Annotated in this window: 21 protein-coding genes and 1 pseudogene; 9 read left to right on the top strand and 13 right to left on the bottom strand. The window is 61.6% G+C overall.

What is annotated here, in order from left to right; translation table 11 throughout:
* Nucleotides 1–15 precede the first annotated feature (15 nt).
* The gene (locus HMPREF2757_RS08595; RefSeq protein ID WP_070575452.1) at nt 16–897 is read right to left on the bottom strand and encodes a hypothetical protein; all 882 of its coding nucleotides are present in this window, start codon (nt 895–897) and stop codon (nt 16–18) included.
* Complete coding sequence (gene dcd, locus HMPREF2757_RS08590; RefSeq protein ID WP_070575450.1) at nt 897–1,496, bottom strand: dCTP deaminase; 600 nt, start codon at nt 1,494–1,496, stop codon at nt 897–899. Before dcd ends, HMPREF2757_RS08595 begins: the two co-directional genes overlap by 1 nt.
* Before the next feature lie 186 nt (nt 1,497–1,682).
* Between dcd and HMPREF2757_RS08585 the strand changes: the two genes are divergently transcribed.
* The 4 genes from HMPREF2757_RS08585 (at nt 1,683) to HMPREF2757_RS08570 (ending at nt 7,099) form a co-directional block, all read left to right on the top strand.
* The gene (locus tag HMPREF2757_RS08585) at nt 1,683–3,878 is read left to right on the top strand and encodes a hypothetical protein (protein WP_070575444.1); all 2,196 of its coding nucleotides are present in this window, start codon (nt 1,683–1,685) and stop codon (nt 3,876–3,878) included.
* A gap of 21 nt (nt 3,879–3,899) precedes the next feature.
* Nucleotides 3,900–5,000, top strand: coding sequence for a hypothetical protein (locus tag HMPREF2757_RS08580; protein WP_070575440.1), 1,101 nt, complete (start codon nt 3,900–3,902; stop codon nt 4,998–5,000).
* 1 nt (nt 5,001) lies between these two features.
* Nucleotides 5,002–6,030, top strand: a complete 1,029-nt coding sequence (locus HMPREF2757_RS08575) for a hypothetical protein (RefSeq protein WP_070575437.1) — start codon at nt 5,002–5,004, stop codon at nt 6,028–6,030.
* 166 nt (nt 6,031–6,196) lie between these two features.
* Complete coding sequence (locus tag HMPREF2757_RS08570) at nt 6,197–7,099, top strand: Abi family protein (protein WP_070575511.1); 903 nt, start codon at nt 6,197–6,199, stop codon at nt 7,097–7,099.
* A gap of 122 nt (nt 7,100–7,221) precedes the next feature.
* Here HMPREF2757_RS08570 and HMPREF2757_RS08565 read toward each other — a convergent pair whose 3' ends face one another.
* From HMPREF2757_RS08565 to HMPREF2757_RS08550, 4 genes are all read right to left on the bottom strand, one after another.
* Nucleotides 7,222–9,183: an NHL domain-containing thioredoxin family protein gene (locus tag HMPREF2757_RS08565; protein WP_070575434.1), complete on the bottom strand. Its 1,962-nt coding sequence runs from the start codon at nt 9,181–9,183 to the stop codon at nt 7,222–7,224.
* Nucleotides 9,184–9,445: 262 nt separating this feature from the next.
* Nucleotides 9,446–10,351, bottom strand: coding sequence for a histidine phosphatase family protein (locus HMPREF2757_RS08560; RefSeq protein WP_070575431.1), 906 nt, complete (start codon nt 10,349–10,351; stop codon nt 9,446–9,448).
* 8 nt (nt 10,352–10,359) lie between these two features.
* Entirely contained in the window at nt 10,360–11,325 is a 966-nt protein-coding gene (locus tag HMPREF2757_RS08555) for a diaminopimelate dehydrogenase (protein WP_070575428.1), read from the bottom strand.
* A gap of 64 nt (nt 11,326–11,389) precedes the next feature.
* Complete coding sequence (locus HMPREF2757_RS08550; protein ID WP_070575424.1) at nt 11,390–12,109, bottom strand: DedA family protein; 720 nt, start codon at nt 12,107–12,109, stop codon at nt 11,390–11,392.
* 228 nt (nt 12,110–12,337) lie between these two features.
* On the opposite strand from HMPREF2757_RS08550, the gene HMPREF2757_RS08545 reads away from it, so the two are divergent.
* The 4 genes from HMPREF2757_RS08545 (at nt 12,338) to HMPREF2757_RS11925 (ending at nt 17,230) form a co-directional block, all read left to right on the top strand.
* Nucleotides 12,338–13,192 carry a fumarylacetoacetate hydrolase family protein gene (locus HMPREF2757_RS08545; protein WP_083304208.1) on the top strand — a complete coding sequence of 285 codons (855 nt, stop codon included), beginning with the start codon at nt 12,338–12,340 and terminating at the stop codon, nt 13,190–13,192.
* 6 nt (nt 13,193–13,198) lie between these two features.
* Entirely contained in the window at nt 13,199–13,981 is a 783-nt protein-coding gene (locus HMPREF2757_RS08540) for an HNH endonuclease family protein (protein ID WP_070575421.1), read from the top strand.
* Nucleotides 13,982–14,058: 77 nt separating this feature from the next.
* Nucleotides 14,059–15,312, top strand: coding sequence for a MalY/PatB family protein (locus HMPREF2757_RS08535; RefSeq protein ID WP_070575418.1), 1,254 nt, complete (start codon nt 14,059–14,061; stop codon nt 15,310–15,312).
* Between the two features lie 205 nt (nt 15,313–15,517).
* Nucleotides 15,518–17,230, top strand: coding sequence for an Ig-like domain-containing protein (locus tag HMPREF2757_RS11925; RefSeq protein ID WP_070575416.1), 1,713 nt, complete (start codon nt 15,518–15,520; stop codon nt 17,228–17,230).
* A gap of 102 nt (nt 17,231–17,332) precedes the next feature.
* On the opposite strand, the gene HMPREF2757_RS08525 is transcribed toward HMPREF2757_RS11925, so the two are convergent.
* Both HMPREF2757_RS08525 and mmsB read right to left on the bottom strand, forming a co-directional pair.
* The gene (locus tag HMPREF2757_RS08525; protein WP_070575413.1) at nt 17,333–18,100 is read right to left on the bottom strand and encodes a YggS family pyridoxal phosphate-dependent enzyme; all 768 of its coding nucleotides are present in this window, start codon (nt 18,098–18,100) and stop codon (nt 17,333–17,335) included.
* Nucleotides 18,101–18,281: 181 nt separating this feature from the next.
* A complete protein-coding gene (gene mmsB, locus HMPREF2757_RS08520) occupies nt 18,282–19,196 on the bottom strand; it encodes a 3-hydroxyisobutyrate dehydrogenase (protein WP_070575505.1) in 915 nt (304 codons plus the stop codon).
* Nucleotides 19,197–19,353: 157 nt separating this feature from the next.
* Here mmsB and HMPREF2757_RS08515 point away from each other — a divergent pair, with 157 nt between their 5' ends.
* A complete protein-coding gene (locus HMPREF2757_RS08515; protein ID WP_070575410.1) occupies nt 19,354–20,223 on the top strand; it encodes a LysR family transcriptional regulator in 870 nt (289 codons plus the stop codon).
* Between the two features lie 87 nt (nt 20,224–20,310).
* On the opposite strand, the pseudogene HMPREF2757_RS08510 reads toward HMPREF2757_RS08515, so the two are convergent.
* The 5 genes and pseudogenes from HMPREF2757_RS08510 to HMPREF2757_RS08490 form a co-directional block, all read right to left on the bottom strand.
* Nucleotides 20,311–20,748: pseudogene (locus HMPREF2757_RS08510) on the bottom strand (SDR family oxidoreductase); the annotation flags it as partial.
* 78 nt (nt 20,749–20,826) lie between these two features.
* Nucleotides 20,827–22,164, bottom strand: coding sequence for an MFS transporter (locus HMPREF2757_RS08505; protein WP_070575407.1), 1,338 nt, complete (start codon nt 22,162–22,164; stop codon nt 20,827–20,829).
* Nucleotides 22,165–22,453: 289 nt separating this feature from the next.
* On the bottom strand, nt 22,454–24,715 hold the full coding sequence (locus HMPREF2757_RS08500) for a bifunctional copper resistance protein CopD/cytochrome c oxidase assembly protein (RefSeq protein ID WP_256278298.1): 2,262 nt from the start codon (nt 24,713–24,715) through the stop codon (nt 22,454–22,456).
* Between the two features lie 167 nt (nt 24,716–24,882).
* Complete coding sequence (locus tag HMPREF2757_RS08495) at nt 24,883–25,161, bottom strand: mycoredoxin (protein WP_070575404.1); 279 nt, start codon at nt 25,159–25,161, stop codon at nt 24,883–24,885.
* Nucleotides 25,162–25,303: 142 nt separating this feature from the next.
* Nucleotides 25,304–25,483: a hypothetical protein gene (locus tag HMPREF2757_RS08490; protein ID WP_070424784.1), complete on the bottom strand. Its 180-nt coding sequence runs from the start codon at nt 25,481–25,483 to the stop codon at nt 25,304–25,306.
* Nucleotides 25,484–25,629: the final 146 nt, after the last annotated feature.

Here is a 25,629-nt window from a genome sequence, read left to right as displayed (position 1 = left end):
TTTGCCGCGTGAGCATCACCCCTTCAGCTGGTGTTCCGCGAGCAGGAAGCCGTCGCGGTCGACCGCCGCCCCACCGGTGGCTTCGACGACCGCTGCGGCGAGGTCGCCGATGATGCTTCCGGCGGTTTTGCGAATCCGCCGGTGCGCGCGAGAGGAATCGTCGTCATCATCTGCGTGCCAGCGGATCGAGTAGGCCACCTGGGGGCCGTCGGCGAAGCGCTCCACGATTGTCGGCAGGGCGGTTTCGACGATGACGCCCAGTTCGATCAGTCCCCGCCCCTCGCCCAGATCTACGTCGAGGGAGTAGCCGTCGAGTTCTTGGTCTTCGGGAACATAGGCCGAGGTGTCGACCACCTTGCCTTCCGGCACCGCGTTTTTGATGTGGGGCATCAGGAGGTCCGAAGTGATCCAGTACGGGGAGAACACGGTGATTGCGGGGTGAGCGCTGGGATCGGGCGCGATGATCCGCTCGTGCCCGCCGGGTTCGGCATCGTCGGCTATCCGCACAGCAGAGTGCAGGCGGCGAGCGAGCGCTATGAGCAGTTCGATGCCGCGCTCTTCTTCGCGAATCGGCAGCCCGTTCGGAAACAGCTTTTCGATTCCCTCGGAGTGGAAGAACCATTCCGGTGGAGGCTCTGGTTCACGCTCTCGCGGAGTGGACAGCGCGTAGGCCTTGCGGAAAATGGTTGGGATCTGGGCTTCTGCGGCAGCGCTGGCAGTGATCTTCAGCGGTCCGGTCAGCGTGGAGTATCGGCTGAGCGTTCGCACAGCGCCGTCGGTTTCGACACGCGGCAGCACGTTTGACAGGAGAACGTCGATGTCGCTGTCGAGAATCGTGTTGTCGACAAGCAGCAGGTGTTGGCTTCGCAGGGTCTGCGGATCAGCGACCTGGGACATCAGCGTGGGTCCTCCTGGTTCATAGGTGCGCGGTAGAAGTTCTCAAAGGACCGCGAAGCCGTGGGGCCGCGCTGTCCCATGTAGCGGTTCGCGGTTGCCGGGTCGGCTCCGTAGGGGCGCTGAGCCTGCGCGCCCAGACGGAAGAAGCACAGCTGGCCGATCTTCATGCCCGGCCACAGGGTGATGGGCAAAGTGGCGACGTTCGACAGTTCGAGGGTCACGTGGCCAGAGAACCCGGGGTCGATGAAGCCTGCGGTGGAGTGGGTGAGCAGCCCCAGGCGGCCGAGGCTCGACTTGCCTTCCAGGCGGGCCGCGATGTCGGTTGGCAGGGTCACGACTTCGAGGGTCGAGGCGAGCACAAACTCACCGGGGTGCAGCACAAAGGGCTCATTGCCGTGGGTCTCCACCAGGCGGGTCAGTTCGGGCTGTTCCTGGGATGGGTCGATGACCGAGTACTTGTGGTTGTCGAACAGCCGGAAGCTGCGATCCAAGCACACGTCGACGGAAGCCGGCTGAACCAGACTTTCATCCAGCGGGTCCAAGCGGATGCGGCCTTCGGCAAGTTCGGCCCGGATTTCGCCATCAGATAGGAGACTCACGTCACCAGGCTACATCGGCCTTATACCACGCGCATTGAGCAGATTCTTAACATCGGGGCAAAAATCGTTTACAGTTGAACCTGACCTACACCCCGCACCGATGGTGCCTTCCCCTTTCAACCTCGTTGGGCGGGTAGGTGTCGTCGCCTTGTTGGGTGTGTTCACAACACAACCGAAAGGCTAACTGTGAAGACTCTTCCCAGTCTTGTTCTTGCCCCCGCAGTGGCCGCGGTTACAGGCTTTGCAGCCGTTCCCGCTTTTGCCGCTCCCGGGGATCAGGCCCCGGATACATCAACCGGCCAGAACTCCACTCCGTCATCTGACTCTCAAACCGGCCAGGTCAGCGTCTCACTCGCGCAGAGTTCGATTCCTGCCGAGCAGATCGCCGACAGCAAACAGGGTCTGAAGTTCACCGGTACGGGCTTCACCCCCGGAGACAAGGCAACCGTCACGGTCATCGGCACCGACGGAATCTCCTACACCCCTGACACCCAGCTGGCGGTTTCGAAAGCCGGTGTGGTTAAGGGCTCCTACTTCTTCTCGACCGAGAAGGATTCGAAGGTGCCCGAAGGCAGCTACCGCCTGTTCCTCACGGACGTGAAGACGAACGAAGCCACCGAACTGGCTGCGTTCACCGTCGGCAGCAAGGCCGCGGACAAAGCCGACAAGCCTGCAGAGTCTGACCAGAAGCCGCAGCCGGAGGGCTCGGCAAAGCCGGCAGGCGCATCGAAGGCCCCCGCGGGTCAAGGCGGCGAAAAGACCGCCGAGGCAGCGAAGGCCAGCCAGGCCCAGCCGAGCGAATCCCCCTCGACTCCGGCTGGCGACAAGGCTGAGACGAAGTCGGCCAGCCCGTCCTCGCAGCCGACGCCGTCTGAGACTCCTTCGCCGACCCCCAGCCCGACGAGCAAGTCGGCACAGCCGAGCGAAACGCCTTCCCCGACGCCCAGCGAAAGCACCAAGTCGGCACAGCCCACTCCGTCCGAGACGCCCTCGGCTTCCCCGTCGCCTAAGCCCAGCGAAAGCCCGACTTCCAGCGAGTCCTCGAAGCCTGCCGAAAAGGCAGACGACAAGAAGGACGACAAGGCTGAGGCAGACAAGTCCGACGACAAGAAGGCCGAAGACAGCACTCCGAAGGTCACTCAGGAACAGCTGCCCACTTCGACCGTGTCGTTCAGCTCTAAGCGCATCAAGGACTCTGACTTTGCCCTGACCAAGGAAGAAATCGCCCAAGTCAAGGTGCCCGGCAGCGCTTCGAAGAAGCAGAAGGACGCCGCTCAGAAGAAGTCAGCTGAATTTGCCAAGGCGGGCAAGGGTGCAGCCCTGACCCTGAAGAACGGTCTGCCCGGCGCCACATACACCTTCAAGGTGCAGGAACCCGGGGCTTCGAAGCCGTTTGAGCTTCAGGCCAAGACGGATGCGGCAGGCAATGCCTCGGTGTGGATCTACGCTTCAGAGAAGGCCGCCGCGGGCACCTACAAGGTGACCGTCGAAGGCAAGAAGGCCGTCGTGACCGAACAGGCTGGTGACAAGGCCGACAGCAAGAACGCCGACAAGGCATCTGAGGCCAGCAAGACCAAGCCTTCTGAGGCGCCCACCGTGAGCGCAACGGCAACCCCGTCCAGCACGCCGTCATCGACCGCCGAGGCTGCAAAGAAGGATGGCGTGGCCAAGAAGTCTGAAACCAGCACGGCCAAGCCTGACACGCCTGAAGCGGCCAAACCCGAGTCCGGCAAGCAGCTGAACTGGGCCGAGACTACGAAACTGGCTAAGGACAAGAAGTCCGGCGTCGGGATTGAGGACAAGGCACAGGTTGCTTCTGACAAGTTCACGGTCTACGCCACACGATCTGCACCGGCACCCACAAAGGAGACCCCGGAGCAGAAGAATGCTCCGGCACAGAAGGAAGCGCAGCAGCAGGACAAGCAGGCTGCCGCTGAGAAGACCACACCCTCCGCAGCCCCGACTCCGGCCACACCCTCCGAAGCCGAGGGCATGAACAAGACGCCAGCGGCACCGGAAGCTCAAAAGCCGGCGGCTGAAGGCGACGCGGAACAGAAGCCGGCAGAAGACGCCCAGGCAGAAGCCAAGGGCGACGACCAGGCAGAGGACACCGTGCCGGAAGCCGAACAGACCGACCAGGCTGACCAGTCCGATCAGACTGCAGCGGTCGACTGGGGCCAGGCAGACACCTCGGGTTCGCAGCAGGGCCGCGAACTTCCCAACACCACTCCCGGTGACGACTACGCACAGTCCCAGGAGCAGTCAGGTTCGCAGATGCCGCGCACCGGCGGGGATCTCACCGGACTTGCGCTCGGTGCTGGACTCGTTGTAGTCGGTGCAGCATCGATCGTCGTGACCCGACGCAAGGTGAGCGGCGTCTGAAAACAGCGGTATCTTGAGTACATGACTGAACTTGACCTCAGCGATGTCGTGTTCTCGGGAACACCACTGACAGACGGCCCGATCGGCACCTCGGAGCGCCTCGTCATAATGGGGCAAAGCGAGGACGTGGGGACTGCCCTTCGGGCCGTCTGCACCAAAACTGAGGTCTGCGCTATGGCGGGGGAAGCCACAGCGTCAGACAGCCTCATCCGCTATGCCAAGCACCAGCTTCGCGCCCTGACCTACAGCCGTGCGGCTGCCCGGTCAGGGTTTGAGCATGTGCATACGGCAGCCCGCTTCTTCGGCATCACCGTCGACGGGCGGCGGGCAGAGGAACTCGACCCCGCGGACCGCGGTCGACTGCGCTTAGCTGTCACGATCGCAGCCGCACTTACGCGGAACAGCCCCTGGCTGGTCTTAGACCGGCCGTTCGAAGGGATCCCCACACGTGCCCGAGCAGGTATACGAGGAAGACTGCTGGACGCACTGGATCACTTCGAACTGGGGGCTGTTTTTGCTCTCGACTCGGCCGTCGATGCGGGAATCATCGGCGGCCGAACAGTCGTTTTGGAACTTGATCAGGTTGCTGATGCCGGTGATTTCGGCCAGCAGCTTCGCACTCCGCGCTCTAACCTGGCCGCGGATCTCGCCGGGGTGAATGTGTTCTCCGGTTTGGCCAGGCGCGGTTGGCTTTCCATTGGGCATTCGCAGGTTCGCGCCAAAACGGAACTGGACGGCAAGGTGTTCGTCACGATTCCCACCGGCGCTGTCCGTCTGTCCTTTGACGAATTCTCACCGATTTTCGACGGCGAGGCTGTTTTCGAAGCCCTCGTCGTAGGTCTGCACGACAAGGATTCGAAAGTGCAGATCACGCTTTCTCCATCCGATACCGAGGTGGGGCTGGCTCTGCAGTGCGACCTGTTCGACTTCAGCGCCGAAGCTGCTGAGAACTCCGAACTGCCGTGGGGTGTTCTCCACCCGGACCTGGGCGCGGACATCGCCAAGCAGAATGAGGCTGTGCGCCCCGGCACTCGCCTGTGGGTCGAAGTGGACACCGCGCAGATGCGCGCCTATCCCGTGTCAGACGCCGCACCGACGGCTGTTATGAGCCCAAAGGAATGATATGCGCAGATGGTTGAGTGCGGCTGTCGTCCTGTTTGTTCTGGCGGGCTTGAGTGTGCCTGTTTTCAATCTGACTCGCTACTCCCCCGCGACTGTTGTCAGCCGCTATCTTGGCGCTTTGGCCGATGGTGACGGCGCACGGGCCCGCGGCTTTGTCATTGGACCCGATCTGCAGAGCACTGACGGCATGACCGACGAAGTCATTGACGGCGCTCAGGGTGTGCCCACCCAGGTCAAAACGAAGGTTGAGGGGTCTGAAAAGAACACGGCAATGGTCCGCGCGGACTATGTTCTCGGGTCGAGTCCGCACTCCACGGTCTTCACAGTCGAAAGGCTTCCGCGTTCGTGGGGCCTGTACAGCCAGTGGAGAATCCGAGTTGACGAATGGCCCACGCTGTCGGTCCGGGGTCCCCAGGCGCAGGCTGCCAACATCAACAATCAGCCCATGGAAAACGGCACGAACGCCGTTCCGGTTCTCTTTCCCCTGCAATACGGGATCGGCTTCAACCAGAAATATATGAAGGCCGACTATGAGACTGTTGACGTCGTAGAACCCGGTGAAGAGCACAGTGTCACGGTCGAGGCTCAGCCCACCCAAGCGCTGAGCGAAGAGGCTCAGGCTCAGCTGCACAAACAGCTTGCAGACTGCACAAAGCAGAAAGTGCTCATGCCGACCGGCTGCACTTTCGGCTATGAAACGAACAACACGATCCTCGGCGATGTTCAGTGGGAACTTGTGTCCGCCCCGGATGTCGAGCTTGTGAACGATTCCAGTTCGAACGGGTCGGCCTCGCTCAGCAGCGGTGAGAACACAGACGGCAAAAGTGCTGGCAGCCGCAGTCAGCAGGACCAACAGTCAGGCGGTCTGCTCATGCGCTCAGCCGAAGCGAAGTTCACAGTCTCCGGCAACTACCGCGACGCCGTCACCGGCACCGAAACCGATTTCAGCGAAGAAGTCACCGCGCTGATCTCCGCCCGCATCATCCTCACCGAAGACGGCAAGGTAGAGGTAGAACAGATCGAACCCTGAAATGCCGAGGCGCCGCTCAGGCGAGCTTTTGAACTAGCCCGAGTGGCGCCTCGTCCGTAGATGGCGACTTGTCAAACGATCCTGCTATGCTGAGACCGATCGACCCCCTCCCAAGCCTCTCGTGGAAGCTCAAATGGGAGGGGCCTTTATCTTTCTGGGGTGCCGCATGAAACCTTCGCTGTCGTGGGACGAGCAAGTCGCCCTTCTAGACAACCGAGGCCTCACTATCCCTGACAAGGCGGAATGCGCCCAATTCCTCGCAGCGACAAACTACTACCGGTTCTCCGGCTACGCTCGATATTTCCAGAGGCCCCCTCATCTCGGTGACGATGATTTTCGGCAGGGCTCCTCGTTCGACGAGATTCGGGCAATCTACGACGCCGACGAAGCACTGCGCGCCCGGCTGGTTATTCCTCTCGCCCGCGTTGAGCTTGTGCTCCGGTCACACGTTGCCCGCGTCATCGCCGACAATCATGGCGCCTACGGCCGGTATCTCGACGAGGACTTCTACACCGAGATCGGCGACCGCAAATCGACCGTCGAATTCTGTTTGCGCGACATCGATCGGAGCAAGGATCGTCATATCCTCCGTTATCGGGAGGCCGGCATCGACCGAGCAGACTACAGCAAACTGCCTGTGTGGTCAGCCGTCGAGGCCTGGTCGTTCGGCACCCTGTCGAAAGTGATCGAACGCGGCGGCCAAGGCACACTTGCCGATGCGGTTGCGACGAGCACCGGGATCGCCAAAGCGGGATTCGCCTACCGTGTGCGGGCAATGGTCTATCTTCGAAACCGCTGTGCGCACCACAGCCGCCTGTGGCACCATTCTGTCCTCGATGCCGGGCCGACCCCGAACAACGTGCGCCACAAGGCAAAGCGGGTAGCCGGACAGTTCGAACCCCGGTCCGTCCTCGACGTGATCGCCTCGCTCGACGATATTGCGTGCCGAACCGGAGTTGCTGACCCGCTTCTTCCGAGGCTCGTTGCCGACTACGGGCGGAATTCTGCATTCTGGCAGGGTCTGGCCAAGCCGCAGAGCCCGCGTGATCACGGTCGTGACGGGCCCTGAGTGCCCCCCCCTGCGAAGACGGCAAGGTAGAGGTAGAACAGATCGAACCCTGAAATGACGAGGCGCCGGTCAGGCGAGCTTCTCAACTCACCTGAGCGGCGCCTCGTCATTGAGGAGTGTGTTCAGACCCCGCGCAGGTCCAGGTCGAGGCGGTTTGGGCCGCCTTCGCGGATGACCAGCGGAATACCCCAGTCCTGCTGGTACAGGTGGCAGGCGGCGTGCAGCGGGATTTCGCCGCCCGGTTCGCCGTCGCAGGATGCCGCGCGGGCCGTCACGTGCAGAACACCTTCGCTGTGGCCCTCGGCCAGGGTGATGGTGCGTGTCTGTCCCTCCGCTCCCCCGGCGCCGTCGGCGATGAGCTCGGGTGGGGTTGATGAGATCTGCAGCCAGGTGGGGTCACCCCAGCGGTCGTCGAGCTTTTGGCCCTGCGGGACGGTGAAGTGGACTTCAACGTCGATAGCTCCCGCGCCGATTTCCGTGGGCGGCCGCTTGGTCTGTTTTTGGCCTTCATTGACTTCGAGCGCTTCGGCAGGGATTGTCACGGCGGTCAGTGAGTGGTTGGCAGATTCTGCAACCAGCAGATAGGGGTCGCCGTCTTCCGGGGTGACCACGAGGATGTCGGAAGGTTCGCGCAGGTTACGGGCGAGTGTGGAGACTTCGTCGCTCGTGCGGTCATAGCGGCGGATGGCGCCGTTGTAGGTGTCGGCGATCGCAATCGAGCCGTCCGGCAGTTCCGCCACACCCAGCGGGTGCTGCAGGCGGGCTTCGGCTGACGGTCCGTCCTGGAAGCCGAAGTCGAACAGGCCGGTGCCCACATAGGTTTCAACCGTGCCGTTTGCCGGGTCGAGGCTGCGCAGAGCCGAGGTTTCCGAATCTGCGAGAAGCACCTTGCCTTCGGCAGTGAGAGCCAGCCCGGACGTCTGAGCGAACCACGCTTCTTCCGGTCCGCCATCGGTGAGGCCTTCGTTCATGGTGCCGGAGAACAGGCGGACGGTGGCCTTTTCCGGGTTGAACGCCCAGATGGTGTGATTGCCGGCCATCGCGATGATGACGTCGCCGGTTGCGGGCACAAACTGCACGTCCCACGGGCTGGACAGCTTGATGCCGCGGGCTGGGCCGTTATAGCGCAGTTCGGTGCTGCGACCTTCGACGGTGTTGTCTGCAGCGCCGACCATGTACTGTTCGCCGGTGCCCGCGACGGTTGTCACTTCGCCGGTGTCCAGGTTCAGGCCGCGCAGGGCGTGGTTGACGGTGTCGGCGACAACCACGTGGTAGCCGACTTTGGCGGCCAGTTCTGGGCTGAGCTCAGCCAAGCCGCCGGGCTCGGAAAAGCGCGCTTGGGCGGTTTCAGTGTTGGCTGCGTCTGTTGAGACGCCTGTCGAGGTGGCAGAGGCAAGCGCCGGGCCGTCAGCGAAGCCGCGTTCTTTGGCCCCGAAGCGGCGCAGTTTTGTCACACCGTCAGGGGCGTATTCGACAAGGCTGTGGTGGCCGGAATCGCCGACGAGGATATTGCCTTCGTGGCCGGCGGTTTCCAGGCGGATGAGTTTGCCGGGGTAGAACAGTTCACCTTCGCGCGGCTCCGGTGCCACGTAAGGGTCGTCGCCGGAGCGCAGGGTGCCCTTGGCGCGGTGTTCTTCGACGAGGTCTTGGATGAGGCTGGTGATGCCCTTCGAGTGGCCTTCACCGGACATCTTCGCCACCAGGTAGCCCTCGGGGTCGATGAGCGCCAGTGTGGGCCACGCCCGGGCGGTGTAGGCCTGCCAGGTGACGAGGTCGGGGTCGTCAAGCACGATGTGCTCCACCTGGTAGCGCTCGACCGCCTGGTCGACGGCCTCCACGGTGCGCTCGAATTCGAACTTCGGTGAGTGCACGCCGATGACCACGAGTTCGTCGTGGTACTTTTCTTCGATTTCGCGCAGTTCATCCAGCACGTGCAGGCAGTTGATGCAGCAGAACGTCCAGAAGTCCAGCAGAACGATTTTGCCGCGCAGATCCTGCAGTGAGAGGTCTTTGCCGCCGGTGTTGATCCAACGCCGCCCCACGAGTTCGGGTGCGCGCAGACGGGGTGAGGAAAGGTCAGTCATAGCGTTCATTGTTCCAAACAACGCCACAGCCGAGTGCAGCTGACCCGCTAGGCAAGACGCGCCGCCTGGTGCGAGGTGAATCGGCACTTGCTCGACCTATGGCGCCAGTGAAGCTCGTTGTCGATTGTCACTATCAGCTCACCACCATTTTGGTGCTATGCTTTCTACCATCATGATCAGCCCGTAGTCGCAAGGCGCGGGTTGATTTTCTTTTGCAGGAGACGCGCAGGATTGCACGAAGAAGTGGCTGCCGTCTTACCGATCAGTGCGGGGTGATGCGGCCTTCTTCGGGTGGGCCCAGGTGGGCGTGTTCGTTGAACGTGATGAGCCTGCGTCCGTCCGTCTGGCCCAGTGAGGCGTTGACGAATTCGCTGTTGAACAGCACCACCTGCTCGATTTCGCGAACAGCCCGCGCCGCATCTGCCGTTTCTGCAGCTGACAGCGCAGAACCAGCAGCGGGGCCTCGACCAGACCCACCACTTCGACGGCCTGCCACAGTGTCCAGCGGGATGCCCGCGCCGAAGTCGAGAAACGCTGCCGGCCCTGTTTCTTGGGTGAAGTCGTGCCCTTCCAGGCCGAAGTCCAGAATTCCGGCGGTGGAAGATTCAGCCGATGGCGCTTCGAGAGCGTGTCCTGCGAAAACCTCCGGCCGGCCCGCCATGAGCCAGGCGAAGATCACCGCGGACACACCCCCGGAGCTGATGATCAGCCCATCGCGACCTTCGGGCAACCGGTCACAGAACTCCCGGTACGCGGCAATGACCCTGCGCATAAAGGGCGGGAAGTCCGACTGTGCATCGGCCATCCACAGGGCCATTGCACGGTCCAGCCGTCCGGCCTCACCCGGCTTCATGTCCGGGGTGTAGTCGGCCATGACGCGCCGGTGATCGTATTCGTTGAACCGCTCGTCACGAAGAACCTCAGCACCGGCGCCCTCTGCAGCACTGCCCGCCTCGCCGTCACCCTCAGCATTGGCGCCGAAGATGATCCGCGCCGTGTCGATCTGCCGTTTGAGTGTGCCGGTGGCCACCACGGGCTCGCGCAGCTTCAGCGCGGAAAGCGCGCTGCCCAACAGCCGGGCCTGCTGACGGCCCAGATCAGACAGAACGTCATAGTCTTCAGCGTGCGCGGATGCTTGCCCGTGGCGGGCCAGAACAATACGAGCCATGTGGGCTATCAGATGTCGCGGGCTACGAGTTCGTCGAGGCTTGCAGTCGACAGCAGGTAGGGCGCAACTTCGAGTACCGTGACGGCACCCGTGCGGCCTTCGCGGGCCATGCGGACTGCGGCACGGCCGTAGGCCAGCTGCGCGGCAGCGGTGAAGTCGGGGTTGCGCTCAAGTTCGAGGGTGAACTCGACGGAGTGGTGTGTGCCGCCGAGGTCGCCCGAGGTGATGACGTGGCCACCGTGGGGCATGCCCTGGTGTTCACGGTCGAAGACTTCTTGGCTGACGAACTCGACGGTCGTTTCGTAGGGTTCGAAGTAGTCGGGCATCGACACGATTTCCTGGCGGATGCGCTCCTGGTCGGCTTCGTCTGCGACGGCTACGACGCGGCGGCGGTGGGCGTTCGCACCGGTGATCTCCTCACCGCGGCCTTCTTTTGCCGCCTGCATGGCCTCTTCTTTCGGCAGCGTGTACTGCACGCCGGCTTTGACACCTTCAACCCGGCGCACGGCATCGGAGTGTCCCTGCGACAGTCCCGGACCCCAGAAGGTGTTCTGCTGGGCGTTGGGGAACAGGGCTTCACCGATGGTGCGGTTGATGGAGAACATGCCGGGGTCCCAGCCGGTGGAGATCATGGCGATGTTGCCCCCGGCCTTTGCCGCGGCGTCCATCTTTTCGCGGTGGGCGGGGATGAGGTGGTGGTTGTCGTAGGTGTCGACCGTTGTGAAGTTCTCGGCAAACGACGCGGCCTGCTGGGGCATATCGGTAGCCGAGCCCAGGCACAGGAACAGCAGGTCGACTTTGTCTTTGTGCTCGGCAGCCTCTGCGACGGGGTAGACGGCAGCGTCGGTCTCAAGTGAGTCGCGGCGGGAGAAGATTCCGTAGAGCTCCATGTCCGGCTGCTCGGCTATCAGCTTTTCAACGCTCTTGCCGAGGTTGCCGTAGCCGACGATTGCGGCACTGATCTTCTGAGTCATCGTTTCACTCCTTCGCGCCTTGTGCGCATAGATTCTGAAACGGCTTGTTGCCCGCTCCGGGTGATTATTTTACGTCGTCAGCGGTGTCCGCGGCCTCAGCAGGACCGGCAGCTTCGCGAGCGGCTTTTTCTTTCTTGAGGGCGCGGCGTTCGCGGATGACTTCGATGGCCACGGGGATGAGCGACAGGCCGATGATGACGATGACCCACAGGTCCACGTGGTCGCGGATGATGGCGAAGGTGCCCAGGTAGTAGCCGGCCAGCGGCAGGACAAAGCCCCACGTGAGCCCACCGGCGACGTTCCAGAAGATGAATTTGCGGTACTTGTAGTGCGCAACGCCCGCAGCCAGCGGAACGTAGGTCCGCACGATCGGCACGAAGCGCGCCAGGAACAGCGATTTCCCACCGTGTTTGACGAAGAACTCTTCTGCTTGGCGCAGGTGTGCGGTCGACAGGATGCGCGCGTCGTCCTTGAAGAACCTGCGGCCGAACTTGTAGCCGAGGAAGTATCCGACTTGGTCACCACAGATGGCGGCAGCCCAGATGACGGGGATCAATAGCCACAGGGGAACGCCCATTGCCGGGGACATGAGGCCTGCTACGAACAGCAGCGAATCACCGGGCAGGAATGGGAACAGGACTCCGGATTCGATGAAGACGATGAGCGCAACGACCGCGAGCATCCACGGGCCGGCTGATTCGATGATCTTCTGCGGGTCGAGGAACGCCGGGGCGGCGATGATGTCAGCCGTCCCGGCTGAGGCGGCGGCAAGGGTGTCGAGCATGGGTTTCCTTCTGTGTGGTTCCCCAATACTATGCCGTGTTTTTCTGTGTGCTTGCCGCACGGTCGGGTGTGGTTTTCGCCTCGTTCGGCGTGGGCCCGCTCTGCAGCGCGGGCTGCGCCTTTTCACGGCGCGGATTGCGGTTCTGCGGCCGCCGAGGCGGAGTTCGGCTCCCCGGAAGCTCTCGTGTCAGTGCTCTGGTCTAGATTGTAGAAAACTCAGGAGGAACTCATGCAGCTTATGCGGATTGGTCAGCCCGGGCAGGAAACCCCGGTTGTCACGGACGGCGAACGCTTTTTTGATGCAAGCTCTGCGGTCAGCGAATTCGGCGGGGACTTCGGTCCGCGCTTCTGGGCGGAGGGGCTGCCCAAGCTCCATTCGCTTGTAGAACTGGGTCAGCTGCCGTCGTTTGATGCAGACGGCAAGCGAATCGGCGCACCTGTCGCCTCCCCGCAGGCTGTTGTGTGCATTGGCCTGAACTACACCGACCACGCGGCAGAAGCTGGCCAGCCGATTCCCTCCAACCTGGTCACGTTCCTCAAGCACCCCAACACGATCGTCGGGCCGAATGATCCCGTCGGCATTCTGCCGGGTTCTGAGAAGACCGACTGGGAAGTCGAATTCGCTTTTGTCATGGGCAAGCGCGTCCACGCACTGAATTCCCCGGAAGAGGGCCTGCAGGCAATTGCCGGCTTCACTTTGGCAAACGATGTCTCTGAACGCGCTTTCCAGAACCTCACACCACAGTGGGGCCTGGGCAAGAACATCCCCGGTTCCACCCCGCTGGGTCCGAAGGTCGTGACCGCTGATTCCATCGACCCGAACAACGTTGGCCTGCGCACCTTGGTCAACGGCGAAGTGCGTCAGGACGGCAACACGTCGAAGATGATCTTCGATGTGGGCACCATTGTGTACAGACTGTCGCAGTACATGACGCTCGAACCGGGCGACATCGTGTCAACCGGCACTCCCGCCGGTGTGGCAATGGCCGGAACTCACCCGTTTCTGACCGCCGGTGATGTCGTGGAGCTCGAAGGTGACGGACTGGGCTCTCAGCGTCAAGAGTTCTTCCAGCGCGAAGGCTGACGCTCTGTGCGCTCACCGCGCAGGTGGGCTTGTGCAGCGCTGGTCACACTGCTCACACTGAGCGGCTGTGCCCCGCTGCCGGAAGCCTCACCCGGCAAAACACCTGTCCCAAACACCAGCCCTACGGCATCCGAAACGGAACCCGAAGGGCAAAGCGCCCCTCCCACCGCACCCCTGCAGAAGCCGCAGGCCAAGAAGCAGCCAGGCGACGGTTCGGATGTCGGGCCCACCAGCCCGGGCGCCCAACAGTCACTGGCGGCACTGAAGAAGCTGCCCGTCAAAGGCAAAGCACCTGCTACCGGCTATGGGCGAGTCGAGAAGTTCGGCAAAGCGTGGACGGACACCGATTTCAACGGATGCCGCACTCGCGATGACATTCTGACCAGGGACCTGGTCAACATCACCCGCGATGGGCGCTGCAAGGTCACATCGGGCACGCTTGTTGATGCCTATACGGGTAAGCGGATTGACTTCAAACGCGGGCAGACCACCAGCCAGAAAGTGCAGATCGACCATATTGTTGCGCTGCACAATGCGTGGATCACCGGGGCACAGCAGATTTCGCAGGAACAGCGCGTCGAGTTCGCCAATGATCCGCTGAACCTCATTGCAGTCGACGGGGCGACGAACTCCGCGAAGGGCAACAAGGACGCCGCTTCGTGGCTGCCGCCGAACAAGTCCTACAGGTGCACGTATGTGGGTCTGCAGATTCGAGTGAAGGAAAAGTACTCCCTGTGGGTCACAGAACCTGAACGGGCAGCCATGGAGCGAGTGCTCAACAAGTGCTGAGACGGCGAAAGCCGGAGGTGTGAACGCGTGTGTCGTTGTTGAATGCTCAGGGTGTCCTGCGGCGCTAGGCTGGCCGTATGCATCCCTATGACAGCATCACTCGCAAGCAGATCGAAGAGCGCGGCAGCCGGAAGTGGACGGAGTACCCCGGGGCGATCGGCGCGTGGATTGCGGAAATAGACTTCGGCATTGCGCCGGTCATCCGCGAAGCGCTCAAAGTCATCGACGAAGACCAGCTGTACGGCTACACCCCTCCCGCTCTGCTGAAGGGACTGGGTGAGGCAACCGCGGAGTTCTACGCTTCGCGCTACGGGTGGGAATTCCCCGCTGAAAACGTGTTCCCCGTGTCCGATGTTCTGCTGGGCATGGGCGGTTTTCTCGACATCCTTGTTCCCCGCGGGGCCAAACTCGTTGTGCCCACACCGGCGTACATGCCGTTCCTCACGATCCCCGGTGCGTTCTTCCGCGAACATGTCGAAGTGCCCCAGAAGATTGTTGACGAACCGTCCCCGGAGCTGCTTGGCAGTTCGTCTGATAGGCAACAGGTTCCCGGCCCGCTTGCTGGGCGGCACTGGGAAATGGACTTCGATGCGATCGATGCGGCACTGTCCACGGCAGGACCGGATGGCGGCCCCGGCGGTGTGCTGGTGCTGTGCAACCCCCACAACCCCACGGGGCGGGTGTACACCCGGGCCGAACTTGAGCGAATCACTCAGATTGTCGAAAAGAACGGTGCGCTGGTCTTCTCGGATGAGATCCATGCGCCGTTGACGTACAGCGGTTTCCAGCACATTCCCTACGCGTCGACTTCGGAAGCTGCCGCACGGCACACGCTGACGGCCACATCGCACACCAAGTCGTTCAATACTCCGGGTCTGAAGTGTGCACAGCTGATCTTCACGAACGAGGATCACATTGCCGCATGGAAAAAGCACGGAACGCAGTTCTCAGGTTCGGCGGCAACTCCGGGTGTCATTGCGGGCATCACCGCCTACCGCGAGGGTGGGGAATGGTTGGCCGACACTCTTGGCTACCTGGAGCAGACGCGGGATTTCATTGCGGAGTTCGCCGCTGCTGAACTGCCAGAACTGGGCTATATCAAGCCGCAGGGCACATACCTGTCGTTCTTTGATGCGACCTCGCTGATCCCTCGCCTGCCTGCCGGTGTGAGCCCTCAGCAGTTCTTCGTAGAAGAGGCTCGGGTTGCCATGAACGACGGCGCCACCACTGGCCGTGCAGGCCGGGGCTGGGTGCGCTTCAACATGGGAACGCCGCGGCCGATTGTGCAGGAGGCACTCGAATCTATGGCCGCAGCACTGCGGAAGCTGTAACGATCACGGGATACCGTATCCCACAGCACATTTAGTGCATCTTCATGAAACTTACAGTAGTCTGTACGCTTGTAAGCGGTAACAGGTTACGTTGACAGGAATCGCCTGCTACTTGTTGCCATGAGTTAAACACGCCCCTCAGCTGCTCGGCGAATCACATAAGTCCCAGCATCCGAGGGGTTCGTCACCTCAGAAAGATAAACGTATGAAAACAAAGAAGCGCAGCCTTGGCGGCCTGCTCTTAACGTTGTTTCTGACGGCGTCATACCTGGTTGGAGGCGCCGCCCCGGCTAATGCGGACGACTTCACCTACCCTGGCGCTATTTCAAACGTCAACGTCACCTTCAACGGCAAGGACGGCGGCCAAGCAAAGGTCGATGACGAAGTCAAGGTCACGGCCAACTGGAAAGTTCCCAACGGAGCGCAGGCTGGCGAAACCTTCGGCATGACCCTGCCCAAGGAATTCTCGAACTACGCTGATGGCAAGTTCGCGGTTCCGGACAAAGAAACCGACGAAATCGTTGCTAACTGCGTCGTCACGAACGAACCGGCACCCACCGTTACCTGCACCCTGACTGACTTCGTCAACGGCAAGGAAAACGTCAAGGGCGAGCTGTGGTTCCTCGCAACCCTGGACGAAGAAACCGACGAGAACACGGTTGACTTCACCATCAACGGTCAGCCTGTGCCGGTTCAGGTTCCGGGTGACGGGGGCATTGGCCCCAAAGGCAAAGGACACGCGTCCGACGAACCGTACAAGTACAGTGCCCGCTCCAATAAAGGCAACGACATCATTGCGTGGGGCATTCAGTTCCCCAACACCCTCGCTGAAGACGGCACCGTTACGGTCACGGATGAAGTCATCGACAGCACCGAATTCGAACGCCACAAGGTCAACGACTTCGACTTTGAGGTTGAGTACCGCTACGTCAACGAAGATGGAACTTTCGTTGACGAAGAGTGGGCGCCCGTAGACGCCGCTGACTTCGAGACCAACGCTAAACAAGGGGATAAAGAATTCACCGTGACGGTGAAGAACGTTCCTACTGACAAGCGCGTTCAGTACCGCGTCCTCTACTGGACGAAGATGGACGGCGTGGCCCTCGAAAATGACGTCTACAAGAACACCGCCAAGGTCAACGGCAAGGACGTTGACGCCACGTTCACGTACACAGCAATCGGCGGTGGCAGCGGCTCGGGCGAAGAATACACCCGCTTCTCAATCGCAAAGTCGGTTGAAGGCGACGGTGCAGACCAGGTCCCGGCAGACACCAAGTACACCGTGAAGTACACCGCTGGCGACGAAGAAGACACGCTCGAACTCGCAGCCGGTGAAGAAAACCGCGTCAACTCAAAGCGCTACAAGATCGGCACCGAGTTCAAGATCACGGAAGTCAACCTTCCGGAAATTGACGGCATCAACTGGGGCGACTACGAAATCACCGGCGAAGGTGTTTCGAAGAACGACGACGGATCCTTCAGCGTGACTCCCCAGACGAATAAGCCGGTCAAGCTCAACCTCGTCAACAAGGCTGAGAAGCCGGAGCCCACGCCGGAACCGACTCCGGAGCCTTCAGAAGAGCCGACACCGGAACCCTCCGACGAGCCCTCTGAAGAGCCAACTCCGGAACCCTCCGACGAGCCCTCGGAAACGCCTTCCGAAGAACCGTCTGAGGAGCCCTCGGATGAACCTTCGGAAGAGCCCACGCCTGGTGCTTCTGAAGAGCCCTCCGAAGAGCCTTCGGAAACCCCGGCTCCGGGTGGTTCGGACACTCCGAACACACCTGAAACCGAAACCAACAACCCCGCGCTTCCGCGCACCGGTGCCAACATCGGCGTAGCTCTCGGCGCAGCCGTGCTGCTGATCGCTGCTGGTGCCGCAACCCTGATCATTTCTCGCAAGCGCACGCAGAAGTGATAAGGGCATGAGCTGACAGGCTCAACCCATAAGAAGTGCCCTCGCTGGTCAAACTGACCGGCGAGGGCACTTCTTTGTTATCGAAAGGCTTTCAGCCCGAAATCAGGCGCGCGCCCCAAAAACGCTGGAACCGACGCGCACGATTGTGGCGCCTTCTTCAATTGCCAGTTCGAAATCAGCGGACATGCCCATCGACAGTTCACTTGCATCCGCCGGCAACACTCCCCGCGCACGGAAGTCTTCTGACAGCTGTCGAAGCTCTGCGTAGGAAGGCCGAATCTCGTCGGCTGTTGTGCCGGGCAGTCCAATGGTCATAAGCCCGCGAATCTGCAGTCGCTCCAAACCGCGCACTTCTTCAATGAGCTTTTCGGCCTCTTCCGGGGCAACACCGAACTTGCTGTCTTCGCGCGAAGTGTTGACTTGAACGAAGACATCCAGGCTGCTGCGCTCCAGCAGTTCCAGGCGGTTGTCAATCCGCTGGGCCAAACGCATACTGTCAAGCGATTCAATGCACGCACACGATTCAACGGCCAGCGTGTGATTGACCTTATTGCGCTGCAGCGGCCCAATGAGGTGCGCCACCGGGTTCAGATCGGCCAGCCCCTCTTCCTTTGCAGTGAGCTCCTGCTGTCGATTCTCGCCGATCAGCCGGTATCCGTGTTCAATCGCAGCCCGAATCTTCGCAACCGGCTGTGTTTTCACTGCCAGGAGCACTTTGACTGCTTCGGCATCAGCTTCTGGATCACCGCCGCGGTATTCGCGCCCTGCCGTTGTTGCAGCAGCTGAGGCACGCTCGGCAACATCGTCCAGTCGTGCGCGAATCTCATCGCGCTCAGAATCAGTCAGAACCAACTCGTCAGCATTCTCCACGGGCCCTCCTCGAATAGACAGACAAATCCGCTCTAAGGGTAGCCGGGCCCGCCACAGCGGGGCTGGTCCACGGTCGACCCTGCCCCGCTGCATCCTGGACCGCTGACTTGCCCACAGACAACGAGGTGGAGGTCGGCACAGTGCCGACCTCCACCTCGGGAGTGAGTCAGGTAGAAGCCCGTCAGCTCCAGTTCTTCGGAAGGCCTTCAGCGTCGGGGTCGACGTTGCGGATCAGAGCCATGGTGTCGGCCAGCTCCCAGCCGTCGTCAATGAGTTTGTCGAGCTTGTCGGCGACAAGCTGTGCCGCATCCAGCGGAACACCCTGGGTTTCCCCACCGGCGAGCGCCAGGCCGAGGTCCTTGCGCATGAGCGAAACCGCGAAACCGGGCTTGAAGCCGTTGTTGGCAGCGGCGGTGTCGACTACACCGGGGATCGGGTACCAGGTGCGCAGCGGCCAGGAATCCCCGGAGGACACCTTGGCGATGTTGAGGAACGTTTCGGGCGACAGACCGAAGCGGTCGGCAAGCACAGCACCTTCGACAACACCCTGGGAGCTGATGGCCAGCATCATGTTGTTGACGATCTTCGCGGCCTGACCGGCGGCATCGCCACCGGCGTGGAAGATGTTTCCGGCCATCGGTTCGATGTACTTTTTGGCTGCTTCGAAGTCTGCGTCTTCTGCGCCGACCATGAAGGTCAGGGTGCCCGCAGCCGCACCTGTCACACCGCCGGATACGGGCGCGTCGAGGAATACGTAGCCGGCTTCGCGGGCCGCGCTGTGGAGATCCCGGGCGGTGTCGAAGTCAATGGTGGACGAATCCACGAGGATCGTGTCCTTTGCCGCGACTTCGAGCACGCCGCCTTCCGTGAGGTACACCGAGCGGGCGTGTTCGCCCTTGGGAAGCATGGTGAAGACGATTTCTGCATCCTTCACGGCCTCTTCAATTGACTTCGCCGGAGTGACGCCGTCTTCTGCTGCCGCTGTGACTGCGGCTTCGACAACGTCGAATCCCTGAACAGTGTGGCCTGCCTTGACGAGGTTTGCGGCCATGGGCCGTCCCATGTTGCCCAGACCTACCCAACCGATGATTGCCATCATGCCTCCTTGCAAATGGTGAGTACACACTCCTGAAAATTCATGATCAGCATAGCGCCGAGAATTGCGCAGATCACACTGTTCGGCCCGGTTTTCGGACGGCACTTGCGCACCGTGGGAGTGCGTCAGCGCACATGCCGCTCAGTAGACTGGCGCTATGAACGTCTCCCGTCCCCCGGTGTCGCCAGATGATCTGCTGGCCCTGCTGGCGGTTTCTCGCCTGGGCAAGTACACGGCGGCCGCGGCGAGTATGGGAGTTACGCACACAACCGTGTCGCGGCGCATTGCGAACCTCGAAAAGGCGGTTGGCGAAACCCTTCTGACCGCCACCCCGGACGGGTGGGAACTGAGTGCGGCTGGCCGCAGGCTCATGCCGGGGGCCGAAATGATCGAGAAGGCTCTCGGCTCAATACAGGTCGATTCACCGGACACATCGATGTACGGCAATGTGCGCATTGCCTGTCCCGAGGCTTTTGCCATGTTCTATGCGGTCGATGCACTCGCCCAGCTGCAGGCAGAACACAAGCGCCTCAACATTGAAATGACCACTTCCACGCAGCGAGCCCGCCAGCACCGGTCGGGTTTCGATGTTGAGATCGTGGTGGAGAAACCGGATGTTTCCAATGCCACGGTGCACCACCTGCGGCCCTATGAGCTGGGCTTCTTCGCCGCGGACAGCTACTTGGCGGCAGCACAGGCACCGCAGACCACGGAGGATCTGCGGGCGCACCGGCTGATCTACTACGCCGAGCACTCACTGGGCGTAGCCAGCCTGGAAAGCGCGTGGAACGTCCTGCCGGAACCAGCCGGGCACTTCTATTCGAACTCGGCACTGGCTCATGTTCAGTCATGCCGCCGAGGCGTTGGGGTAGCTCTTCTGCCCACCTTCGCCGGTGAAGGCCTCACCAGGGTGATCCCCGACTTTTCGCTGCCCGTGCACTACTGGGCTGTTGTCAGGCCCGAAGCACTGCGACGGACCGCCGTGCAGGCTGTTGTGCGCGCCCTCAGAGTGCCGGATAGCAGCTGAGCTTGGGTTGGAGCCCATGGAGGGTTTTTCAGGGCTGGGCCCCGCCCTTTCAGGGCTGGGGCTTCAGTCTGGGGGCTTTGTCAGACCTCACGCGGCAGACCATCCTCCGTCAATCGAATGTGCCGATCCCGTGATGACCCCAGCGGCCTCAGAGGCCAGGAAGACGGCCAGCTGTGCCACCTCGTCGGCTTCGGGCAGACGAGGCACAGCCGAATGTCCAAGGAAAACCTCTTCGAGCACGCTGTCTTCCGAGATTCCCCGGGTTCGAGCCTGATCCGCCACCTGCTTCTCCACAAGCGGGGTCATAACGTAGCCGGGGTTGATCGCGTTGGCGGTCACACCCTTCGGCCCGCCTTCCAACGCGGTGGTTTTCGTCAGCCCCATGAGTCCGTGTTTGGCCGCAACATAAGCCGACTTGTACGCCGATGCGCGCAGCCCGTGCACGCTGGACATACTGATGATCCGGCCGAAACCGCGCTCGTACATGCCGGGCAGAACAGCTTTTGCCAGAACAAACGGCGCCTCGTCACCCGGGAACCGAGTACCGGGTTTGTTTTCCGTAGAACGAGGCGCCGGTCGGCTGTGCCCGATTGTGCAACTTGGTCAGCGCTTGACTCCGAAGCGCTCGGCGTCGGCACGGTCGATGTCCGCGAAGTCGATGCCGCGGGTCTCTTTGGTGAACGCCAGTGCAATGAGCGAAATGACCGCGGCGATGGCAGCGTAAATGGCGATTGGAACAGCTGACTTGAACGTGTCCAACAGGAACACGGCGATGATCGGTGCGAAGGAGCCTGCGACGATAGCCGTGACCTGATAGCCGAACGAAACACCCGAGTTGCGCATGCGCGTGGGGAACATCTCGGACATGATCGCCGGCTGTGGGGCGTACATGAGGGCGTGGAACACCAGGCCTGCGAGCATCGCGATGAAGATGTTGAACGGGTCGGCCGTCGAGTACAGGGGGTAGGCGAAGAAGCCCCAGGAGGCCGACAGCAGAATCCCCACCATATAGGGCGGTTTTCGGCCCACAATGTCGGTGACCTTGCCGACAAGCGGCACCAGACAGGCGTGGATGGCGTGTGCACCCAACAGCAAACCGAGGATTTCGCTGGACTTGATGTCCACTTCAACCGACAGGTACGTGATCGTGAAGGTCACCACCAGGTAGTAGTGAATGTTTTCGATCAGGCGCAGACCCATAGCGCAGAAAATGCCGCGCGGGTACTTCTTCAGAACCGAGAAAACACCGTAGTCAGCTGCGCCTTCGTCGATGGCGTCCTTGGTTTCGTGGAAGATCGGTGCATCTGAGACCTGCGTGCGGATGTACCAGCCGATGAGCACAATGACGGCCGACAGCCAGAAGGCGATCCTCCAACCCCACGACATGAAGTGTGCTTCATCGAGCGTGGTCGAGAGCACCCACAGGACAGCGGTGGCGAGCAGATTGCCCAACGGCACACCGGCCTGGGGCCAAGAGGCCCAGAAACCGCGAGATTCCTTGGGCGAATGCTCTGCGACCAGGAGCACAGCGCCACCCCATTCGCCGCCGACGGCGAAGCCCTGCACAAAGCGCAGGAACACCAGCAAGAGGGGTGCGAGGATGCCGATCGTCTGATAGGTGGGCAGACAGCCCATGAGGAAGGTCGACACGCCCACCAGGATGATCGACAGCTGCAGCAGCTTCTTACGGCCGAGCTTGTCGCCGTAGTGGCCGAACACGATACCGCCGACGGGACGGGCGATAAAGCCCACCGCGTAGGTGACGAACGCCGCCAGAATCGGGGTGAGCGGGTTGTCCGACGGTGGGAACAGAATGTGGTTGAACACCAAGGTTGCGGCTGAACCGTAGAGGAAGAATTCATACCACTCGACGACCGTTCCGGCCATCGAAGCGGCGACGACCTTCTGCAGGCTGCGACGTTCCTGTACGTCCTGTGACATATCGGCTCCTTTGCCTCATGTTGCATTCGCCACGCTGCGTGTGGCTGTCGCTCACGCATTTGTGGGATGACTCACTATATGCCTGAGGCGGAGCATTGGACGGCCAGGAATCGCAATGAGGCGCTGAAAGAATGCGCACTCTCCCTGTGCCAGGACGCACAGAGGGCGGTGAGTATTACCTGCTCACCCGGGGCAAAGGCAGCCCGCCGACCCACATGGGCGATGGTGAGCCGTGGCGAGCACTGTTCGCGACTGAGCCGGGCGGCGCCTCGTGTGATGAGTCCGGCGCTCAGCGCTTGCGGCTGAGCGAGGCCAGGTATTCGTTGTATGCGCGCAGTTCGGCGTCGCCGGAGCGGGCTTCGGCGCGGTCTTTGCGTTTGGCTTCACGGTCGGAGGCTTTCGACCATTGGACCGCCGCAATGAACGCCAGAATAAGTGTGGGGAATTCGCCGATGCCCCAGGCGATTCCGCCGCCCAGCTGTTGGTCGTCCAGCGCGCTGATCCACGTTTGGCCCATGTTGCCGTACCAGTCCGGTTCGATGAGCACTTCAGTGGTCATGATTGAAATGCCGAAGAACGCGTGGAAGGTCATGGTCACAAGGAGCACCACGAACCGCACCGCGTGGGGGAAGCGCTTGACACCCGGGTCCACGCCGATCATGGCCTGTGCGAACAAGTAGCCCGCTGCCAGGAAGTGGATGAGCATGAGTTCGTGGCCCAGGTGGTACTTCAGCGCGTACCACATGATCCCGCTGTAGTAGAAGACGATGAGTGATCCGGCGAAGTTGATCGAAGCGACGATCGGGTGGGCCCAGAAGCGAATGTACTTCGAGTGCACCAGAATGAGAATCCATTCGCGCACCCCGCGTGAACCGTCCTGGCGCGGGTGAATGGCGCGCATGAGCAACGTGATGGGCGCCCCCACCACCATGGGGATGGGCACGAGCATGACGATCAGCATGTGCTGAATCATGTGGCCGGAGAACAGGGTGCGACCATAGACCATCGGGCCGCCGCACGTGACGTAGATGAGCATGGCCATGCCGCCCACCCACGAAATGGTGCGCCACAGCGGCCAGTGTCCGCCGCGCTTCTTCAGTTCGCGGTAACCCATGATGTACAGAACCGAGGCACCTATGCCGACAACCACCCACAGTGGGTCAAAGCGCCACTGGAGGAAGTAGTTGTACCACAGCGGTTCCGGCGGAAGGAGCTCGCCGGACAGGATTTCCGAGGGGGTGGGCTCGGCGCGCAGCTCCTGTGGGACCGGCGGCTGTGAACTGGCCAGCACAATGCCAATAGCCACAACAGCACCGAAAATGGCGATCTCGGCAAGAACCAGACGCCAGAATTCGGCAGCCGCGCGCATGCTCGAACCAAGGCGGTCAATGATGCGTTCGCGGTGCCAGAAGCCGATCAGACCGAGGATGACGGTGAGCACCGCCTTGATGATGACCAACTGCCCATAGGGAGTCATCCAGTCATCGAAGGTTTTGACGCGCAGGGTTGCGTTGACGAAACCGGAATAGGCCATGATGACGATCGAAAACAGTGCGATCGTCGAATAGCGCTTGATGATTTCGCCGAGATCTGGGCGGGCCGTGAGTGTGGGCGAAATAAGCGCGAGGACTAAGAGCCCGCCGACCCAGGCCATGACCGCCACCAAGTGCAGGCCCAGGCTGTTGACGGCTTCAATGTGCCCTTTGGCTTCTGCCGCATGCCCCATGAGCGCTTGCGGCAGCAAGATGAGCACCGTCAGAAGCGCCGACCAGCCAATGCCCGCGAAGCTGCGGGTGGCAAAGAGCACCATTGACATGATGATCGCGGAGATCACAACGAGCGACCACAGTCGCCCCGAATCAATTTGGGTGATGTAGGCGCCCAGCTGGGCGGAGAATTCGGCCTGTGTTGCGTTTGTCGCCGCCGTTCCCGCGGTGTTGACATAGCGCAGGATCAGCGTGGCAACTGAGGACAGGACGAGGACAACCGAGCCGATCTGCGCTGCCACCAGCGCCGCAGCCCACGATGGGTCGAGGTCCGCGTCGCCATCTGCTTTGCGGTCAGCCGAGCTTGAAGCCTCGTGCTCAGCCTCAGCGGCGGCGGTTGTCGCTTCATCGACTGCCAGGCTGAAGGCCGCTGTGGATGACGCAGAAGTCTCAGAATCAGGGCTCGCACCGGAAGAGCGGTTTGCGGCGGCGGCTTTTTTCCGCGCCTGCTGTTTGGCTTTCTTTTCTGCCCGCCGGGCCCCTGCCCCGCGACGGCGCCGTGGTTTGGAGCGCGGCAGAACGAGCATCATAAGGATGATGGCGCCGATGACGACAACAGAAGCCGCTTGGAAGAAGAATTCGGCAATGGGCAGGCCAATGCGACCAAGCGGACCGGAATCGCCGACGAGCAGAGGGTTCGTAGCGCCGGTGAAGATCAGCGCCCAAGCGCCGAACGCAGCCCCGATGACCGTGAAGAGCGGAATAGCCAAGCGGCGTGCGAGCACGGCTGCTGATGAAGCTCGCTTGGAGTCCGCAGAACCAGAGGAACGATCATTGGAGCGCATGCATTTAGGGTACTAAGCGCCACTGACACGGCAGTTGGGACATCGCGTTTTGCTGACGTGGACGCAGAAAGTGGACGCACAAAGCTGCGGGCACTGAAAAGCCGCAACGCCAGGACCCTGGTCGCTGCGGCTGATCTGCGCGGCTGCAGAAGAATCAGTCGCACATATCAGGCGAGGCTTTCAAGCTTCTTCTTGACGTCGCCGATGCTCGGATTGGTCTGGGTGGTGCCGTCCGCATAGAGAAGAGTAGGCACGGTCTGGTTGCCGTCATTGGCGGCTTCGACGACCTGAACACCGTTTTCGATCTCTTCGATGTTCACTTCGCGGAACTCAATGCCCTGCTGCTTCAGCTGAGGCATCAGACGCTTGCAGTAGCCGCACCACGATGTGGTGAACATGGTCACTGCGCCGGCTTCAGGAAGGAAAGGTTCGGTGATGTCGGACATGAACACTCCTTACGCAGAGTCTCGTGGTGTCTTGCTGAACTGGGAACGAAAGGTGAGGGAGCCTTATTCCCTCACCTTCCACCTCGAGCCCCGAAAGCGACCGAGGTGGAGGTCGGCTCACCGCCAGCCGACCGGCTGGGGATCAGCGGCCGAATAGGCGAGCGAAGACTCCGCCCGAACCCGCTTGCCCTTTTTCTGCGTCCGAGTGTTTGCCGTCGCACCACTGCGAGGCCGGCACCTGCTTTTTGACATCGGCCACGTGCTGACCGCATCCAGCCCACGTGGTTTTGCTGCACACCCGGCAGGTGACTGGTCGGCACATAGCAGAACTCCTTATCTGAGAGCCGCCTACGAAACCGGCAGCTGAGCTACTGCCCATTATCCCTATCTAAGGGCCCGTGTGCTTGCAGGGCGCACTCCCACAGCTCGTTCTGTGAAGCGTCCTGGGTTTAGTTCCGCTTCTATTAC

This window comes from Brevibacterium sp. HMSC063G07 (genome assembly GCF_001810665.1).
Taxonomy (GTDB): domain Bacteria; phylum Actinomycetota; class Actinomycetes; order Actinomycetales; family Brevibacteriaceae; genus Brevibacterium.
The sequence above is the reverse complement of the archived record's forward strand: the minus strand, read 5'-3'. Positions and strand labels throughout refer to the sequence as shown.

Bases quoted from the DNA above. Each gene is read 5' to 3' on its own strand.
- HMPREF2757_RS08595 (WP_070575452.1), bottom strand. From the start codon at position 897: ATGTCCCAGGTCGCTGATCCGCAGACCCTGCGAAGCCAACACCTGCTG.
- HMPREF2757_RS08580 (WP_070575440.1), top strand. From the start codon at position 3,900: ATGACTGAACTTGACCTCAGCGATGTCGTGTTCTCGGGAACACCACTG.
- HMPREF2757_RS08575 (WP_070575437.1), top strand. From the start codon at position 5,002: ATGCGCAGATGGTTGAGTGCGGCTGTCGTCCTGTTTGTTCTGGCGGGC.
- HMPREF2757_RS08570 (WP_070575511.1), top strand. From the start codon at position 6,197: ATGAAACCTTCGCTGTCGTGGGACGAGCAAGTCGCCCTTCTAGACAAC.
- HMPREF2757_RS08565 (WP_070575434.1), bottom strand. From the start codon at position 9,183: ATGACTGACCTTTCCTCACCCCGTCTGCGCGCACCCGAACTCGTGGGG.
- HMPREF2757_RS08560 (WP_070575431.1), bottom strand. From the start codon at position 10,351: ATGGCTCGTATTGTTCTGGCCCGCCACGGGCAAGCATCCGCGCACGCT.
- HMPREF2757_RS08555 (WP_070575428.1), bottom strand. From the start codon at position 11,325: ATGACTCAGAAGATCAGTGCCGCAATCGTCGGCTACGGCAACCTCGGC.
- HMPREF2757_RS08550 (WP_070575424.1), bottom strand. From the start codon at position 12,109: ATGCTCGACACCCTTGCCGCCGCCTCAGCCGGGACGGCTGACATCATC.
- HMPREF2757_RS08545 (WP_083304208.1), top strand. From the start codon at position 12,338: ATGCAGCTTATGCGGATTGGTCAGCCCGGGCAGGAAACCCCGGTTGTC.
- HMPREF2757_RS08535 (WP_070575418.1), top strand. From the start codon at position 14,059: ATGCATCCCTATGACAGCATCACTCGCAAGCAGATCGAAGAGCGCGGC.
- HMPREF2757_RS11925 (WP_070575416.1), top strand. From the start codon at position 15,518: ATGAAAACAAAGAAGCGCAGCCTTGGCGGCCTGCTCTTAACGTTGTTT.
- mmsB (WP_070575505.1), bottom strand. From the start codon at position 19,196: ATGGCAATCATCGGTTGGGTAGGTCTGGGCAACATGGGACGGCCCATG.
- HMPREF2757_RS08515 (WP_070575410.1), top strand. From the start codon at position 19,354: ATGAACGTCTCCCGTCCCCCGGTGTCGCCAGATGATCTGCTGGCCCTG.
- HMPREF2757_RS08505 (WP_070575407.1), bottom strand. From the start codon at position 22,164: ATGTCACAGGACGTACAGGAACGTCGCAGCCTGCAGAAGGTCGTCGCC.
- HMPREF2757_RS08500 (WP_256278298.1), bottom strand. From the start codon at position 24,715: ATGCGCTCCAATGATCGTTCCTCTGGTTCTGCGGACTCCAAGCGAGCT.
- HMPREF2757_RS08495 (WP_070575404.1), bottom strand. From the start codon at position 25,161: ATGTCCGACATCACCGAACCTTTCCTTCCTGAAGCCGGCGCAGTGACC.
- HMPREF2757_RS08490 (WP_070424784.1), bottom strand. From the start codon at position 25,483: ATGTGCCGACCAGTCACCTGCCGGGTGTGCAGCAAAACCACGTGGGCT.